At 72.1% G+C, this 16,536-nt stretch carries 11 protein-coding genes; 4 read left to right on the top strand and 7 right to left on the bottom strand.

Annotated elements, in window-relative coordinates; translation table 11 throughout:
• Nucleotides 1–11: 11 nt before the first annotated feature.
• The 4 genes from Acy02nite_RS07790 (at nt 12) to Acy02nite_RS07775 (ending at nt 11,691) form a co-directional block, all read left to right on the top strand.
• On the top strand, nt 12–2,978 hold the full coding sequence (locus Acy02nite_RS07790; RefSeq protein WP_203739147.1) for a glycoside hydrolase: 2,967 nt from the start codon (nt 12–14) through the stop codon (nt 2,976–2,978).
• A gap of 105 nt (nt 2,979–3,083) precedes the next feature.
• On the top strand, nt 3,084–9,545 hold the full coding sequence (locus Acy02nite_RS07785) for a CLIPPER-2 domain-containing protein (RefSeq protein WP_203739146.1): 6,462 nt from the start codon (nt 3,084–3,086) through the stop codon (nt 9,543–9,545).
• Between the two features lie 49 nt (nt 9,546–9,594).
• Nucleotides 9,595–10,566: a radical SAM protein gene (locus Acy02nite_RS07780; protein ID WP_203739145.1), complete on the top strand. Its 972-nt coding sequence runs from the start codon at nt 9,595–9,597 to the stop codon at nt 10,564–10,566.
• Between the two features lie 504 nt (nt 10,567–11,070).
• Complete coding sequence (locus Acy02nite_RS07775; RefSeq protein ID WP_203739144.1) at nt 11,071–11,691, top strand: DUF3455 domain-containing protein; 621 nt, start codon at nt 11,071–11,073, stop codon at nt 11,689–11,691.
• Nucleotides 11,692–11,736: 45 nt separating this feature from the next.
• On the opposite strand, the gene Acy02nite_RS07770 is transcribed toward Acy02nite_RS07775, so the two are convergent.
• The 7 genes from Acy02nite_RS07770 to Acy02nite_RS07740 all read right to left on the bottom strand — a co-directional run bounded on the left by Acy02nite_RS07770 (nt 11,737) and on the right by Acy02nite_RS07740 (nt 16,515).
• Nucleotides 11,737–12,024 carry a hypothetical protein gene (locus Acy02nite_RS07770; RefSeq protein WP_203739143.1) on the bottom strand — a complete coding sequence of 96 codons (288 nt, stop codon included), beginning with the start codon at nt 12,022–12,024 and terminating at the stop codon, nt 11,737–11,739.
• Nucleotides 12,025–12,054: 30 nt separating this feature from the next.
• Nucleotides 12,055–13,035, bottom strand: a complete 981-nt coding sequence (locus tag Acy02nite_RS07765) for a WXG100-like domain-containing protein (RefSeq protein ID WP_203739142.1) — start codon at nt 13,033–13,035, stop codon at nt 12,055–12,057.
• 6 nt (nt 13,036–13,041) lie between these two features.
• A complete protein-coding gene (locus tag Acy02nite_RS07760) occupies nt 13,042–13,575 on the bottom strand; it encodes a hypothetical protein (protein WP_203739141.1) in 534 nt (177 codons plus the stop codon).
• The gene (locus tag Acy02nite_RS07755) at nt 13,572–13,931 is read right to left on the bottom strand and encodes a YbaB/EbfC family nucleoid-associated protein (protein ID WP_203739140.1); all 360 of its coding nucleotides are present in this window, start codon (nt 13,929–13,931) and stop codon (nt 13,572–13,574) included. The genes Acy02nite_RS07760 and Acy02nite_RS07755 overlap by 4 nt, the downstream gene beginning before the upstream one ends.
• Before the next feature lie 146 nt (nt 13,932–14,077).
• Complete coding sequence (locus tag Acy02nite_RS07750) at nt 14,078–14,770, bottom strand: DivIVA domain-containing protein (RefSeq protein WP_203739139.1); 693 nt, start codon at nt 14,768–14,770, stop codon at nt 14,078–14,080.
• Nucleotides 14,771–14,964: 194 nt separating this feature from the next.
• Complete coding sequence (locus Acy02nite_RS07745) at nt 14,965–15,228, bottom strand: hypothetical protein (RefSeq protein WP_203739138.1); 264 nt, start codon at nt 15,226–15,228, stop codon at nt 14,965–14,967.
• 75 nt (nt 15,229–15,303) lie between these two features.
• Nucleotides 15,304–16,515 carry a low temperature requirement protein A gene (locus Acy02nite_RS07740; RefSeq protein ID WP_203739137.1) on the bottom strand — a complete coding sequence of 404 codons (1,212 nt, stop codon included), beginning with the start codon at nt 16,513–16,515 and terminating at the stop codon, nt 15,304–15,306.
• Nucleotides 16,516–16,536 lie beyond the last annotated feature (21 nt).

Here is a 16,536-nt window from a genome sequence, read left to right as displayed (position 1 = left end):
AAGGGTCACGCATGAGGATCCTGCTCGCTGCCCTGCTGAGTGCCACGACGATGGCGATCCCCCAGACCACCACGGAGCAAGCCACCATCACCCCCGACCCCTCCTATCAAGGCGCCGCGTGGCAGGGCTGGGGCACCAGCCTGGCCTGGATGGCCGAGGCCACCGGCGGCTACCCCGACGAGATCCGTAACCAGCTCGTCGATCTCGTCTTCGGCGCCGATGGACTGAACCTGAACATCGCCCGGTTCAACATCGGCGGCGGGAACGCGCCGGCCGTCAAGGACTATCTGCGGCCGGGCGGTGCGGTGCCCGGATTCTGGAGGGCCGATCAGCAGTACACCCCGGCCGACAAGGAATGGTGGAGCCCGGCCGACGACGCGGACTGGAACTGGGACGCCGACCCGAATCAACGCTGGTGGGTGGACCAGATCAAGGACAGGGTCACGCACTGGGAGGCGTTCAGCAATTCGCCGCCCTGGTTCCAGACCGTCAGCGGTTACGTCAGCGGCGGATTCGACGCGACCACCGATCAGATCCGCGCCGACAAGGTGGACGACTTCGCGCAATACCTGACCCGGGTCACTCAGCATCTGGAGCGGGCACACGGCATCACGTTCGACTCGATCGAGCCGCTCAACGAGCCCAACACCAACTATTGGGGTACGACCCTGGGCCCCGACGGGCAGCCGACCGGTGGCCGCCAGGAGGGCGCGCACGCCGGCCCCGCGTCACAGGCGGCGGTCATCTCGGCACTGGCCAGGGCGTACAGCGGGACCATCGCCGCACCGGACGAGACGAACCCGGGCACGATGGTCACCGACTACTACGGGTGGACGCCCGAGGCGCAGGCTGCCGTCGACCGGCTCAACGTGCACACGTACGGGACCGGGCAGCGCACCAGCGTCCGGGACATCGCGAAGGCCGAGCGGAAACCGCTGTGGATGAGCGAGGTCGAGGGCAGCTGGGGGCACGACTACACCGGCATGGACTCGGGGCTCGGCATGGCCCAGCGGATCGTCGACGACATCCGCGAGCTGGAGCCGTCGGCGTGGGTCCTGTGGCAGCCGATCGAGGACGCGAAGAACATGCAGGCCGAGGGCAACCTGCAGTGGGGTGAGATCCACGTGCCGTTCGACTGCCGGGCGACGGACACCCTGACGACCTGCCCGATCAGGACGAACACGAAGTACGACACGATCCGCAACTTCACCCACTACGTGAAGCCCGGCGACCGCTTCGTGAAGGTCTCCGACACCCGCAGCCTGGCCGCGGTCAACCGGACCGGCGCGACGGTCGTGCACGTCAACCCGGCCACCACGGCGGAGTCGGTCACCCTGGACCTGTCGAAGTTCGCGCACATCCGCCGCAACGCCACCGTCACGCCCGTCGTGACCAGCGCGGACGGCAAACTCGTCAAGGGCTCGCCGGTCGAGGTCAGCGGCAAGCGGGCCGTGCTCGCCGTGCCGGCCCGGTCGGTGACGACGTTCCTGGTCGACGGGGTCACCGGGGTGGCCGTCCCGCACCTCGTGCCCGGGCATCCGTACCGGCTGCAGGGTGTGGCCGGCGGGAAGTCGCTCGCGCCCGGCCCGGTGATCCGGACGTCGTCCGCGACCGCCGCCGACCAGCTGTGGACCTTCGAGCCGGTCGGTGACGCCTACCGGGTGACCAACGCGGGAACCGGACAGCCGCTCGACTCGCTGTGGCGGGTGTCCACCACCGGGGACGGGACGTACACGCTGATCGACGTGAACGCCCGGAAGCTGCTCGATGTCGGCGGCGGCTCGACAGCGGACGGCGCGCCGGTCGGGCTCTACCAGCCGACCTCCGGCGCGAACCAGCGGTGGAGGGTGATCGACGAGAGTGTCGGCCCGCTCGCGCCGGCCCGTACCTGGACCGTCCCGGGGCGGACGCCGAGGCTGCCGGCGACCGTCACCGACGGGACGCACACGCTGCCGGTGGTCTGGAAGGTGCCGTCCGACCGGGGTTGGCGCAAGCCCGGCCTGGTCAGGGTCACCGGCACGGCGACCGATGTGCTCGGCCGGGCCCACCGGGCGACCGCCGAGGTCACCGTGGACGTCTTCACCGCGACCGAGCCCGGCCGGGCCAAGACCTTTCCCGGTGGCCGGCCGGACCTGCCCGCCACGGTGGTGGCGGTCGGGAAGCACGGTGGCCGGGCCGACGTGCCCGTGACGTGGGAGCCCGCCACCTATCCGGCGACCGGTGTGGTCACGGTCCGCGGCACGGTTCCCGAGCTCTCCCTTCCCGCGACGGTACGGGTCCAGGTCACCACCCCGGTCGACAGCCCGCTCACCGGCGGCGTGTCGGTCGCCGCGTCCTACACCGAGCCGGGGTACTCCACGGCCGGGCTGACCAACGGCGACACCACGGACAAGGCCTGGTCGAACTGGAAGTCGTCGGGCCGCGACGCCACTGACACGCTCACCGCGACCCTGCCCGCGGGGACGTCACCCTCCCACTTGACCGTGCACTTCTACAAGGACAACTCGTCGGGCGGCGGGCTCGCGCAGAGCGTCCGGGCCGGGGTGCCCGACGCGAACGGCGGGTGCGTGGTGTCGGGGCCGGTCGTCCCGGTCGGGGTGAACAGCCCGCTCGCGGTCGACGTGCCGGTGCCCGACGGCGTGAACGGGTCGGTGTGCGTGGTGCTGACCGCCGTGCCGAACGGGTACCTGACCGTGTCCGAGCTGCAGGTGTCCGCGAAGGCTCCCGGGGTCGGCACCGACGCGGCGGCCGCCGGGATCCGGGTCGACGGGGTGGCGATTCGTGGCTTCGATCCGGCCGTCACGTCGTACCGGATCGAAGCGAAGCATCCGGAACGCGCGGTGATCACCGCGACCACGGCGGACCCCTACGCGACGGTGAGCGTGACGCGGACCGGGACCACCCGGGTCGTCACGGTGACCGCCGAGGACGGCGTCACGCAGGTCCGCTATCGGGTCCAGCTCAGCCGGCGCCACTGAGGTGGCGCCCCGCCCCTCCGACCGCCCCTCGGTATCCGCAAAATCACCTCAAAAGGGTGCTTTGCGAATAGGTTTCGGGGTGCGGATCGGAGAGGCGGGGGACGGATGGCGGATCGACGACGGCGGGCGCTCAGCGCTCTCCTGCTCTTCACCGCGCTCCTGGTCGTCCTGCCCCGTGCCCAGCGACCGGCCCGCGCCGCTCCGAGCGTCTGCCCGGCCGCGATCGCGCTGACCAACGGCGACTTCGAGGCACCGGTGATCGGCGCCGGCACCGTCAAGATCATGTCGCAGACGCTGATCCCCGGATGGCTGACCACGGCGACCGACCGGATGATCGAGCTGTGGCGCGGTTACGGCGGCGTGCCCGAGCAGTCCGGCAGCCAGCACGCCGAGCTCAACGCGAACCAGGTCTCCACCCTCTACCAGGATCTTGCCACCACACCCGGCGAGGTGCTGCGCTGGCAGCTGAGCCACCGCGGGCGCACCGGCACCGACACGATGGCGTTGCAGATCGGCAAGCCCGCCGGCCCGCTGGTCCAGCAGGGCGCGACCATGGTCGACGGCAAGACCGCGTGGGGCACGTACTCGGGCATCTATGCCGTCCCGGCGGGGCAGAGCACGACCCGGTTCGCGTTCAAGTCGGTGGCCTCGGCGAGCACCGACCCGAGCATCGGCAACTTCCTGGACGCCATCTCGTTCGGCACCGGCGCCTGCCTGACCACGAGCACGACGGTGGTGAACCGGAGCGGGGCTGCCGGCGCGAACGTGGGTGACACGCTCACCGTCACGGTCACCGCCCGCAACGACGGTGGCAACCCGGCCGGGCTGGTGGAGCTCAGCGACGTGCTGCCGCCGGGCGCCACCTACGTGCCCGGCTCCCTGCGGTCGATCAACGGCGCGACCAGCACCGCCGTCTCCGACGCGGCCGCCGACGACACCGGCGAGTACGACGCGGCCGGCCGCACCGTGCGGGTCCGGGCCGGCACCGGCGCCACCACCGGTGCCGGGGGCAGCCTGCAGATCGGCGAGAGCCGCAGCCTCTCCTACCAGGTGAAGGTCCCGGTGGCGCTGGCCGGGTCGCAGCTCGACGACGACGCGACCGCCACCTTCCACGAGCCGCTCAGCGCCACGACCGTGACCTCCACGTCGAACGTCGCCGGCATCACCGTCGACCCGGCCGCCGACCTGGTCACCAGCACCGCGCTGACCAGCGGCAGCCTGGTCGCCGGGCAGAGCGGCACGTGGACGGTGACCGGCCTGAACCGTGGCCCGGGTGCGGCGACCGCGGCCGGGCTCGACGCGACCATGCCGGCCGGGCTGACCGGACTGAGCGTCACCGGCCCCGGGGGCGCCTGTTCGATCACCGGGCAGGTGGTCGAGTGCGACTACCCCTCGATCGCGAGTGGGGCGAGCCGGACCATGACGATCACCGGCAACGTCCCCGCCACGGCCGGCTCCGGGACGCCCTATCCGGTCGCCGCCGCGGCGCAGTCCGGCACGTTCGAGCTGAACCAGGCCGACAACCTGGCGACCACCAGCGCGTCCGTGGTGACCCGGGCGGACCTCGACGTCGACCTGACGTACTCACCGGCCAACCCGTTCGCCGGGACCGTGGTGACCTACACCGCGACGGTGACCAACAACGGGCCGTCGCTCTCGCGGGGCGTGGTGCTCACTGATCCGCTGCCCTCCGACTTCACCGGCGTGAGCTGGAGCGGCGCCTGCGTGCCCGGCTCCTCCGGCACCCTCGAATGCGCACTGCCCGACCTGGCTCCGGGCGCGAGTCGCACGGTCATGATCACCGCCACGCTGCCGGCCGGCGGGACCGGCGCGGTCAACAACGGGGTCGCGGTGTCGTCGGCCACGCCGGACCCGGTGATCGGCGACAACAACGCGTCGGTGTCCAGCCCGGGCGGCGCGGAGGCCGACGTGCAGGTGTCACTCGTGCTCGGCACTCCGGCCGCGAACGCCGGCGACACCGTCCCGTACACGCTGACCGTCCGCAACGACGGGCCGTCGGTCGCGCACAACGTCGTGGTGAGCACGGTCGCCCCGCCGGGCGCCACGATCGAGCGGCCCACCAGCGGCCCGTACGTCTCGGCGTGCACCGCCACCGCCTGCTCCCTCGGCGATCTGCAGCCGGGGGTGCCGGTGACCATCGCCGAGAACCTCACCGTCGACGACGACGCGCACGCCGACGCCGTGCACACCAGCGCCACGGTGGTCTCGCCGACCACCGATCTGGTCCCCGCGAACAACACCAGCACCGCGTCGCTCACCATCAGCCTGAACAGCGACGTCGCGGTGACCGGGCAGATCACCAACCCGGACAGCCCGGGGCAGCACCCGGTCGCCGGGGAACGGATCCGCGACGTCGTCACGGTCACCAACGCGGCGCGTACGCCGGGCAACCACTACACCCGCGCCGAAGGTCTCGTCGTCCACCAGCCCGTCCCGGCCGGCCAGCCGGTGCCGGTCGCCACCCCGAGCGATGGCGGCTGTGCCTTCGACGGCACGATCGGGCTCGACGGCACCACCCCGGACGGCGGCAGCGTGGTCTGCGTGCTGCCGGTTCTGGCGACCGGTGCGACCTGGCGGATCGACTTCGACGGGCGGATCCCGGCCGCCTTCGCCGCAACTTCCACCCGGCGCGACGTCACCGTGACCACGCACAGCCCGGACGCGGACGCCGCCGACAACAGTGACACGGTGACCGCGCAGGTCGAGCACCACTCCGACTTCGTGGTCGCGCAGAGCACCTCGACGGCGAGTGTGGTGGAGACCGATCCGGTCGCGTTCCGGGCGACGGTCCGCAACACCGGACCGTCCGACGCCGCGCACGTCCTGGTGCAGGTGCAGGCGCCCGGCGGGCTGGCGATCGGGCAGGGCGTGACGGCCACCGGCGTCTACGACACGGCCACCGGGCACTGGCAGATCCCGGACCTGCCCGCGGGGCAGACCGTGAGCATCGACCTGGCCGGGGTCGCCCAGCACGCCGGGACGGCGGTGAACGTCGTCCGGGTCGTCTCGTCGACCAGCACCGACCCGGACACCGCGAACAACAGCGGCCAGGCGACCGTGGTGATCGGAGCGGAGTCCGTCTCGTTGCGCCTGGTGCTGCGGGCGACGCTCTCCGCCACCGGGCAGAACACCGCGCGGACCGGGGACACCATCACCTATCAGGCCGACGTCACCAACAGCGGCAACGTCCCGATGAGTCAGATCAGCGTCTCGGACGCGCTGACCGGCACCTACACCTGCCCGCGCACCACGCTGGCCACCGGCGCGACGATGACCTGCGATGCCACCGGGCAGCACCGGGTCACCCAGGCCGACCTGGACGCCGGGCACGCGGTGAGCAACTCGGTCTCGGCGGTCGCGCTGGCGCAGGGTGCGACAGTGCCCGCCACCTACGGCCCGGCGCTGGTCGAGACGCCGGTCGAGCCCGCAGCACCGGCGATGACCGTGACGAGCACGGCGACGGTGGCGCCGGCCGGGCATCAGGGCACGGCCCGGGCCGGGGACAGTGTCACGTTCCGCTACACGATCGCCAACACCGGCAACGTCACGATGAGCGCGATCGCGGTGACCGACTCGCTCGCCGGGGCCGGGGTCTGCCCGGGCACCTCGCTGGCCGGTGGCACCTCGATGGTGTGCACGGGCGGCGGCGCGTACGTCGTCACGCAAGCCGACGTCGACGCCGGCACGCCCGTGGCAGCGGCCGCCGCCGTGACCGCGCGGGCTCCCGGGGCCGGCGCCGCCACGACGTACGCGAACGTCTCGGCGACGATCGTGGTCGAACCGGCCGCGGAGGCGCTGACCGCGATCGTCACCGAGACCGTCACGCCGCCCTCGCGTCAGGGCGCGGCGCGCGCCGGCGACACGATTGCGCACCGGTACGCGATCACCAACACCGGCAACGTCACGATGAGCGGCGTCGCGGTCGCCGACACGCTGACCGGCGTCGCGACCTGCCCCGGGACGACCCTCGCGCCGGGCGCGTCGATGAGCTGCGCGAGCGGGACGCCGTACACGGTGACCCAGTCCGATGCCGACGCCGGCGCCCCGGTGTCCGGCAGCGTGGTGGTGAGCGGCCGCAAGCCGGGCGCGGCGGGCAGCACCGCCTACGCGACCTCGTCGGCGAGCACAGCGCTGGCCCGGGGCGTACCGGCGCTGAACGTCACGGCGACCGCCACGGTCAACCCGGTTCCGCATCAGAACCTGCTGGCGCTCGGCGACGTGATCACCTACCGCTACCTGGTCACCAACACCGGCACCGTGACGATGAGCGGGATCGGTGTGACCGGCACGCTGAGCGGCACGGCGACCTGCCCCGGCTCGTCGCTCGCCCCCGGCACGACGATGACCTGCGCCGGCGGGACGACGTACACGGTGGATCAGGACGACGTCGACGCCGGTGTGCACCTGGCCGACACCGCGTCGGTCAGCGGCCGGGCGCCGGGGGCGGGATCGGCCGTCCCGTACGACACGGCGGTCGCCGACATCGCGGTCGCGGTCCCCGCCGCCTCGCTCAGCGTCACCATCAACCCGGCCGTGACGCCTCCCTCCCACCAGTACGCGGCCGAGGCCGGCGACACCGTCGCGTTCCAGTACGTCGTGGTCAACAACGGCAACGTCACGATGACCGGCATTAGCGTCACCGGGACACACGGTGGAACCGTCACCTGCCCGGCCGGGCCGCTGCATGTCGGGCAGTCGATCACCTGCACGGAGTCGGCCGGTCACGTCGTCACCCAGGGCGACGTGGACAGCCAGGCCTCGTTCGTCACCAGCGCCACCGTGCACGGCCAGGGGCCGGGGCACACCGGCCCACAGGCGTACGGGCCACGGACCGCGAGCATCAGCGTCGCCCCGGCCGCCCCCATGATCGGAGTCGCGGGGTCGGCGGTCGTGAGCCCGGCCGGGCACCAGAACGCGGCGGCCGCCGGGGACACCGTCGCCTACTCCTACGTGCTGACCAACCGCGGCAACGTCACGCTCGGCTCGATCACGGTCGCCGACGCGCTGGGCGGCGCCCCGGTCTGCACGGCCACGACCCTGGCCGTGCACGCGTCGACGACCTGCCGGGCCGTCACGCCGTACCGGGTGACGCAGGCCGACGTGGACGCCGGGCAGCCGATCACCGGCAGCGCGACCGTCACCGCGGCCGGGCCCGGCGGCGGGCTCGTGCACACGTACGGCCCGGAGCCGGTCGCGGTCACCCCGGTCCCCGCGGCGCCGGCGCTCGCGCTGACCGGCACCGCTGCCGTCACGCCGGTCGAGGGCCAGAACACCGCCCGCGCCGGGGACATGGTCACCTACGAGCTCCGGATCGCGAACACCGGCAACGTGACGATGAGCGGCATCGCGCCGGCCGGGGCGACCTGCCCGGCGGCACGACTCGCCCCGGCCGGCGCGATGCTCTGCACGGTCCCGCCGGTCACGGTGACCGACTCGGACGTCGACGCCGGCCGGCCGCTGCAGTTCACCGCGCTGGTCACCGCCCGCCCGCCGGGCGCCGCGCCCGTGATGACCTTCGGCCCGGTGACGGTGGTCGTGCCGGTGGCCGCTCGCGTCGGGCAGCTCAGCGTCGGGATCAGCTCCGAGTTGGTGGCCCGGGGGACGCTGAGGATCGCCGCCGCGGCGGAACCCCGGGCCGGCGACCGGATCCGCTACCACTACCAGGTCACCAACACGGGCAATGTGCCGATGGACCACGTCAGCGTCTACGACCAGCTGATCGGCACCACCACCTGCGCGGCCACCGCGCTGGCGCTGGGCGGCTCGACCCGGTGCACCGCGAACGCCGTCTACCAGGTCACCCAGACCGACATCGACTCCGGCCTGCCGATCCGGAACCTGGCCAGCGCGAGCGCGGTGGAGAGCGGGACCACGGTGCCGCGCACCTCCGGCCCGGTATGGCTGGAGGTCCCGGTCGAGCCGGCCGCTCCGGCGATCGCAGGCACCCAGGTCGCCGACTGGGTGGACCAGGACGGCGACGGCGTCCTCAGCAGCGGCGACCCGATCATCTCGTCGGTCACCGTGACCAACACCGGGAACGTGACCCTGACCGGGCTCGTGGTCACCGGGCTACCGGGTGCGGTGACCTGCCCGAAGACCACGCTGGCGCCGGGCGAGTCGGTGCTGTGCACGTCCGCGGCGTACCACCTCACCGCGGCCGAGATCGCGGCCGGTCGGCACACCGAGGACGCCCTGATCAGCGCGGACACCACCAACGGTGACACCGAGGTCGACGGCGACGCGCCCGCCACGGTCGTCGTCCCGGCCCCGTCGCCCACCGCCACGCCGTCGCCGTCACGACCGGGACCCACTCCGTCCCGTACGAGGCCGGGCACGCCCGCCCCGGCTCGGCCGACGTCGTCCTCGCCGCCGGCGGTGACCTCCCCCGCGGTGACCTCCCCGCCCGCCCCGCAGATGCCGGTGACCGGCTCGAACAGCGCGGCCACCTTCGTCGCCGGCTTCACCCTGATCGCCGGCGGCAGCCTCCTGCTGGCCGCGACGATCCACCGGCGGCGGGCGTTCCGGGTCCGGCGAACCCGCCCATGAACTGCCGGGGCCGGCGTTTCATGCGCGACCGGACGGGAATGCGGCGCCCATGCCGGTTTCCACCGAGGATCCTCCGCTGCCCGGTCACCTCCAGGTCGAGGTGACGTCGGCGTGCAACCTGCGCTGCACGATGTGCCTGGTCAGCTATCGGCCACCGGTGAACAAACTGGCCGGGGCGATGCGACCGGAGCTGTTCCACCGGCTGGTCGCCGAGCTTCCGCTCACCCGGCTCACGTTGCAGGGGCTGGGCGAGCCGCTGCTGTCGCCGTACCTGCCGGAGATGATCGCGACCGCGGTCGGGCGCGGGATCCGGGTCGGGTTCAACAGCAACGCCACGCTGCTCAACCGGCGCCGTGCCGAGGACCTGGTCGCGAGCCGGGTCGACTGGCTGCACGTGTCGCTGGACGGGGCCGGCCCGCAGGTCTACGAGGCGATCCGCGAGGGCGCGAACTTCGACACGGTGGTCGCGAACCTGGCCGGGCTGGTCGCGGCGAAACGGGAGGCGGGCAGCGCGACGCCGTGGATCCGGGTGGTGTTCGTCGCGATGCGGGACAACGTCGCCGAGCTGCCCGCCCTGGTACGGCTGCTCGCCGGGATCGGGGTGGACGAGCTGCGCGTGCAGAACCTCTCGCACAGCTTCGACGACGCCGCCTCGGCGTACGAGGAGATCAGGTCCTTCACCGCCGCCCAGGCGCTCTGGACCGACCAGCCGCACGCGTTCGCGGACGCCGCCCGGGCCGCTCGCGAGACCGGTCTGCGGCTGCGGCTCCCGAGCCCGGCCGGCACCGGCGGCGGCAACTGCACGTGGCCGTGGGAGGCCGCCTACGTGACCAGCACCGGAACCGTCCAGCCGTGCTGCATGGTGATGGGCGACGACCGGGTGAGCCTGGGGAACCTGAACGAGTCCAGTTTCGCCGCGATCTGGCACGGGCCGGCCTACCGCGATTTCCGGCAGCGCCTCGACAGCGCCGAGCCACCGGACGTGTGCCGCGGCTGCTCCCTCTACCGCCACACCTTCTAAAAGATCAACTTCTTCGTTGCCCCTCTCCGATGTGGTCCGGATCGTCGCTCCCGCGGGGACCCTTGCGGGCTTCGCAGGGCCGCGGGGCGGCCCTGCGAAGCCCACAAGGGCGATCTGCGTGGGTGGGCACGGTCAGAGCAGCAGACCCGCCGACGGCTCCCACTCGCCGCACAGCCCCGCCCGCCGCAGTCCGCGAGGTAGCCGGTGGGCACGGCAGCGGCGCGCCCACTGATCCGGCTGGTTGTCACGGTCGTCATTCGTGCCTCATGGCGACCGTGACAACCGGCCGGGAGCGCTCCTTCGGATTAGCCGGATCTTCGGCGCCGAGTCATCAGGAAATCACTGAGCGGCGACGATCGATGAACTCCGGATGGACGAACGGTCATATTCAAGTTGATCTTCATCCAATCCGGACCGGGGTCCGTGATTGGTGGCGGGTGGGCAGGGGGCTCACCGACGGATGGGCCGGGGGGCCCATCGACACCCGCAGGGGGATTGATTCTCATGTTCGCAACCAAGCGTTCCCGCATCCGCGCGATCGCGCTCACCGGCAGTCTGGTCGCCGCCGGCGTCACCGTCGGCGCGGTCACCTTCAACGCCTCGGCCGCCGAGACGACAGTGGCGACATCCGCCGCCGCCTCCAACACGAACGCGGTCGCGCCGGTCACCAACGCCATCCCGGAGGCGATCCGCCCGCCGGCCGGCTCCCGCCCGGTCGGCGCGTACGTGGTCACCACCGGCACGCAGAACTACACGTGCGCCGTCCCGGCCGGCGCCACCACCGGCAACTACCCGGCAGCGTCGACGCCCGAGGCGCAACTGCTCGGCACGGGCGGCCGGATCCACCACTTCGCCGGGCCGAGCTGGCAGTCGGTCCGGGACAGTTCCCTGGTCACGGCCGCGAAGAAGGCCGAGTCGAAGCGCGACGGAACCATCGCCGAACTGCTGCTCACGGTCACCAGCCACGCCGGGAAGGGCGTGCTGAGCAAGGCCGACTGGATCAACCGGCTCTACACCTCGGGCGGCGTCGCGCCGACGACGCCGTGCACCTCCGGCCAGACCGTGAAGGTGCCCTACAAGGCCCTCTACGTCTTCTGGGACGACCCGGCCATCCCGGCCGTCTGACCCGCGCCCGGCGACTTCGGCCCGGCGGCAACCCCGCCGGGCCGGTCAGCCCGCGTCCCGCCACTTGAGGCGCACCAGGAACTCCGGCTCCTGGTTCCAGAACAGCGAGATCTCGGTGATGATCGCCTGCAGATTGTCGGCCACCTCGGGTGGCAGCGGCTCGAGATTGTCGTCCCAGCGCGGAGTAGCCGGGATGATGTAGCGGATCTCATGGTCGCCGCGATCCACCGGAATCATCAGCCAATGCTCACCCCACTCCAGGATCATGTCCTCGCGACCGGCGCCGGCCAGCGTCACACCGGTCTCGACGTGCAGCGCCTTCTGCGATCTCACCTCACGCACCGTCACGCCGGAGACCTCCTGTCAGAACGGGTCGACCTCATGAATCCTCGTGATGTTCGGATTCAACTGCAACGCCGGCTTCTCCCTGGTGTTCCAGACGCTGCCCGGCAGGGCGTTGTGGGTCCAGGCCGTGGCTTCACCCGAGGCGTCCTGCGCATAACGCTCGGACAGGCGGCGCCAGATGTCCATCGCCTGATCGTTGCCGACGGGTGAGCCGTCCTCGAAGAGTCGCATGTCGTCGAACCGCCGGCCGCCCGGCGTCATCTCCAGGGTCAGTGACCTGACACCGTCGACCTGTTTCTCCGCGTACTCCCGCATTCCGGCGTCGTTCGGCTGCCTGCCCGAGTAGAAATTGGCGCCGTTGAACGGGCTGCGCACGTTCGCGTTCTCGACATCGTGCATCAGGCCCTTGAACGCCGTCTTCCGGCTCCCGTTCATGGTTGTCTTCGCCAGTTTCTGGGCGCCGGCCTTCTCCAGCATGCGGGCGGCCTTGCGCAGCATCGCGGCGATCTCCCGCTCGATCAGCGCCATCGCCTCGTGGATCAGCTTCCGGATCGCCACCCGGGTCAGCCCGATCCACACCGGGATCTCCGCGAGGGTCGCCCCCGCCGTGACCGTCGCCGTCGCGATCGCCTGCCCGACCTCGAACGCCAGGGCGGTGAGCTGCGCGATGAACGCCGTCTTCAGCCCGATCGTCACGCCGGCCATGGCGATCAGCGCGCCGCCGATGATCTCGGCCGCGGTGGCCGCGTCCGCCAGGTGCCGGCCGGGGCCGTCCTCGCCGTTCCACCAGCGTTCGAACGCCTCGACGGTGGCGCCCTCGTTGTTCAGCCAGACCTCACGCGCGGCCGCTGTCGCCTGGTCCGCGTGGGCGCGCATCCGGGTGCCGTGGTCGATCCAGGCCCGGCCGTCGGCCTGGAGCTGGTCCTCGTCGGCCTCGGGCCATTCCAGGCCGATCCAGCTGAGCGGTTCGGTGAGCTCGGACGGCAGCGTGATCGTCATGGCCGGTCACCCCCCGCCGCTCACGGCCGGCCCCGCGGCCGGCCCCGCGGCAGGCCCGCCATCAACGGCCGGACGCGCGGCCGACCCGCCACCAAATGCGGGGCCCGCAGTCGGCACGCCACCAACGGCGGGGCCTGGGGCCGGACCGCCACCAGCGGCAGGTCCCGCAGCCGGCCCGCCGCGGGCCGCGTCACCGGCGGGACCCGGCGCCGCGCCGCCCGGGAACCCCGTCACGCCGTACAGCGAAGAGGCATTTGCGGCGTCGGCCGCCGCGACCGATCGCGCCTGCATCATCAGGGTCGCCGCCGCGAACCCGACCTGCTCGGTGTAGGAGCCCATCGCGTCGAGGGCGACGTCCCGGACGGCGCGGTAGGCGAGCGCGAACATGCTCCCGGTCTCGTCGGCACCCCACGGGTCGGAGGCCGCGCCGACCGCCGCCTCCAGCGTCGCCACGTCGTCCGCCATCCGCTGCGCGATCCCGGCGAGGTCGCGCCCGGCGGCGGCCACGCTCTCCGGGTCGACGCGGAGCTGCCCGCTCACCACGGCCGGGCCGCCCGCCGGTTCAGGTCGTTCAGGGCGGTGGCGATCTCGGCGAACCGCCGTTCCGCCGTGTCCGACGCCTCGGCCAGCGCGGCGGCGAGCCGTTCCGGGGCGGCCTGCGCGCCGTACCGGGAGGTCGCCTCGACGGCCCGGTCCGCCAGCCGGTCCTGTGCCGTGGTGAAGGCCGCGATCAGCGCCGCGCGCAGGTCCTCCAGCGGCAGGTACGAGACCCGCGGGTCGAGGTAGAGGTCGGTCAGCCGCCCGGCAGAGTCGAGTTCGACCCAGACCCGGCCGGCCGCGGCTTCCCCGGAGACGAAACCGGACGTGTCCGGCGAGAAGTTCGGATGGTCCCCCACGGCGCCCCTCCCCATCGGCCGTTCGGGGAACGCCGTGTGAAGCGGCGCTCACCCCCTGTGCTGCCGAATACAGCGGGAAGCGCTGACGCGTTCAACGAAAAAGCCCCGCGGACCGGAAAAGGTCCGCGGGGCTCAGGGCCGGTGGCTCACTCCGCGCCGTCAGGGCCGTTCGTCAGGTCCATCAGCTGCTGCGTGACGTGGTTGGTCAGCGCCTGCTGATACCCGGCGGCGAGCTGCCCCAGCTTGTCGATCTCGTCGATCAGCTGGGCCCGCTTCTCCACCAGGGTGTCCATCGCCTCGGCGTGGTTGCGGCGCGCGTCACTCTCGATCGTGCTCGCCTTCATCTGCGCCTCGGCGGTGAGCTGGTCGGCCTTGCCGCGGGCCTGCTCCATCAGCGCCTCGACCTCGCGCTGCGCGTCGCGCATGTGCTCGTCGGCGGTGCGCTGGGCCATCATCAGCACGCGGGCGTTGCGGTCGTCGTCGCCGACGGTCGGCATCGCGCCGGAGGGGACGGCGCTGCGGGCACGCTCCAGCTGCTGCTGCATGTTGCGCGCGTTCTGCTCGGCGCGGGCGCGGGCCTCCTGCAGACGCTCGAGCTGGGCCTGCAGGTCGGCGAACTCGTTGGTGATCACCATGGTCGCGGCCGGGTTGCCGCCACCGCCACCGCCGCCACCACGCGACGCCTGGTTCCGGAGCGAGTTGTTCTCCTCCAGCAGGCGGATCAGCTCCTGCTCGACCTCGTCGAGGAAGGCGTCGACCTCTTCCTCGTCGTACCCCCGCTTGCCGATCGGCGGCTTCTTGAAGGCCACGTTGTGGATATCAGCTGGGGTGAGCGGCATCGCATTCCTCGGTTCCCGTCGGCGGACGTGGTGCGGCCCGAAATCCTACGCAACGGCGGCACGTTACCGCCCGTGGGCATGATCACGCTTCCCCGAAGTCGCTGACCAGGCTTGATGTGATCAGGCGCACGCCCGGGTCATGGCGTGCAAGTCACGGATAGTACCGGCCGAGGGCTCTCGGCGCACGAAGTAGATCATGACAAGCGGACGGTCGCGGCGACCACGGCGTGCGCCGCCAGACCGGTCCAGGCGCCGATCACCATGAACCGGCCGACCGCCTTGCGCCGCGGGTCCGCGGCCTGCCAGAACCCCGCGCCGACGGCGAGCGACACGACGAGGACACAGAGCGCGCCGGAGACACCACCGGGCGACGTATCGGCTACACAAAGTAGCTGTGGGATGAATCCGGCGTCGAACCCGATCATCCGTGGCCATCGCTTGCGCCACCATCCAGCCATCGGCACCCACCCCCGTACGCGCATTGTCCGAAGTAAATGTAATTACTCGGCACCTGCGATTTCGGGCACGGCGTCTCAGACCTTGGCGACGCGCACCTCCCCGGCCCGGTGCTGGGCCACCCCGGTGATCACGCCGGCCACCATGATCACGGCGCAGAGCCCGACCCGCACGACCGGCGTCAGCCCCGGCAGCAGGGTCGCGGCCAGGACCAGGGGGACGCCGAGGCCGGGCCAGACCAGGGCGACGCGCCACCGCCGCGACAGCACACCCTGGATCACCGCGGCGCTGATCAGGTAACCGGCCAGGCCCGCCCCCAGCACGGCCCGGGTGCCGGCCGACAGGTGATCCTCCGCGCTGTGCATGATCGCGTGCTCCAGCCCGACCGCCACGGCCGCGAGGCTCACGGCGACGGGCAGGTGGGCGTAGACGTAGAAGTCGTGCACGCCCTGGCGGGTGTGCTCACCGCCCTCCTGGACCAGGCGCCGTTTCGCGGCCCCGCCGGAGAGATCGAAGTAGGACCACCACAGCGCGGCCGTGGCGAGGAACCCGAACAGGGCGGTGACCAGCACCTCGGTCGCCCAGTGACCATCGCGCAGGCCCACCACGACGGCCGCCACCGACTCGCCGAGCACCAGGATCACGAAGAGGCCGAAGCGTTCCGGCAGGTGTTCCATGTGCAGCGGCGGCGCGTCCGGGACGCGCGCCGCGATGGTCGGCCCGAGCAGGTCGAGGGCGACGCCGACGGCCCAGAGCACGTAACGGGCGGTGCCGGGCACGCCGAGCGAGATCGTCCAGCACATCGCGCCGGCGACGTGCCCGAAGAGGTACGGCCGGATCCCCGCGCGTGCGTCCGGCAGGTTCCGCCACACCCGCAGGTAGCCGAGCACCAGCGCCACCCGCAGCAGCACGTAGCCGAGCGCGAACCAGCGGGCCCCCTCGCCGATCGCGTCCTCGGCGGAGGCGGCCATGACGATGACTCCGGCCATGCCACCGAGCGTGAACAACCGGAAGATCGCGTCGTCGGTGTCGAACCGGTTGGCGTAAAGGGTGGCGCTGGCCCACCCCCACCAGCCGGCCACCAGGATCGCCACGAACCGGAATCCGCCGCTGAACGTCTCGTGCTCGGCCAGCACGTCCGCGCACCGCCCGACGAAGAGCACGAAGGCCAGGTCGAAGAAGAGCTCCAACCGGGTCGCCGAGCGGTTGGAGTCACGATTGACGTCCGGTGGCCGTACCAGCTCGCGTTCTTCCTCGTCTTCCTGGTCCAACCGCTCCCGATCCGTCATGCGCTGGTTGATACCCGACTC

This window comes from Actinoplanes cyaneus, assembly GCF_016862095.1.
In the GTDB taxonomy this organism is placed as follows: Bacteria; Actinomycetota; Actinomycetes; order Mycobacteriales; family Micromonosporaceae; genus Actinoplanes; species Actinoplanes cyaneus.
The sequence above is the reverse complement of the archived record's forward strand: the minus strand, read 5'-3'. Positions and strand labels throughout refer to the sequence as shown.

Bases quoted from the DNA above. Each gene is read 5' to 3' on its own strand.
- Acy02nite_RS07740 (WP_203739137.1), bottom strand. From the start codon at position 16,515: ATGACGGATCGGGAGCGGTTGGACCAGGAAGACGAGGAAGAACGCGAG.
- Acy02nite_RS07790 (WP_203739147.1), top strand. From the start codon at position 12: ATGAGGATCCTGCTCGCTGCCCTGCTGAGTGCCACGACGATGGCGATC.
- Acy02nite_RS07765 (WP_203739142.1), bottom strand. From the start codon at position 13,035: ATGACGATCACGCTGCCGTCCGAGCTCACCGAACCGCTCAGCTGGATC.
- Acy02nite_RS07775 (WP_203739144.1), top strand. From the start codon at position 11,071: ATGTTCGCAACCAAGCGTTCCCGCATCCGCGCGATCGCGCTCACCGGC.
- Acy02nite_RS07750 (WP_203739139.1), bottom strand. From the start codon at position 14,770: ATGCCGCTCACCCCAGCTGATATCCACAACGTGGCCTTCAAGAAGCCG.
- Acy02nite_RS07745 (WP_203739138.1), bottom strand. From the start codon at position 15,228: ATGGCTGGATGGTGGCGCAAGCGATGGCCACGGATGATCGGGTTCGAC.
- Acy02nite_RS07785 (WP_203739146.1), top strand. From the start codon at position 3,084: ATGGCGGATCGACGACGGCGGGCGCTCAGCGCTCTCCTGCTCTTCACC.
- Acy02nite_RS07780 (WP_203739145.1), top strand. From the start codon at position 9,595: ATGCCGGTTTCCACCGAGGATCCTCCGCTGCCCGGTCACCTCCAGGTC.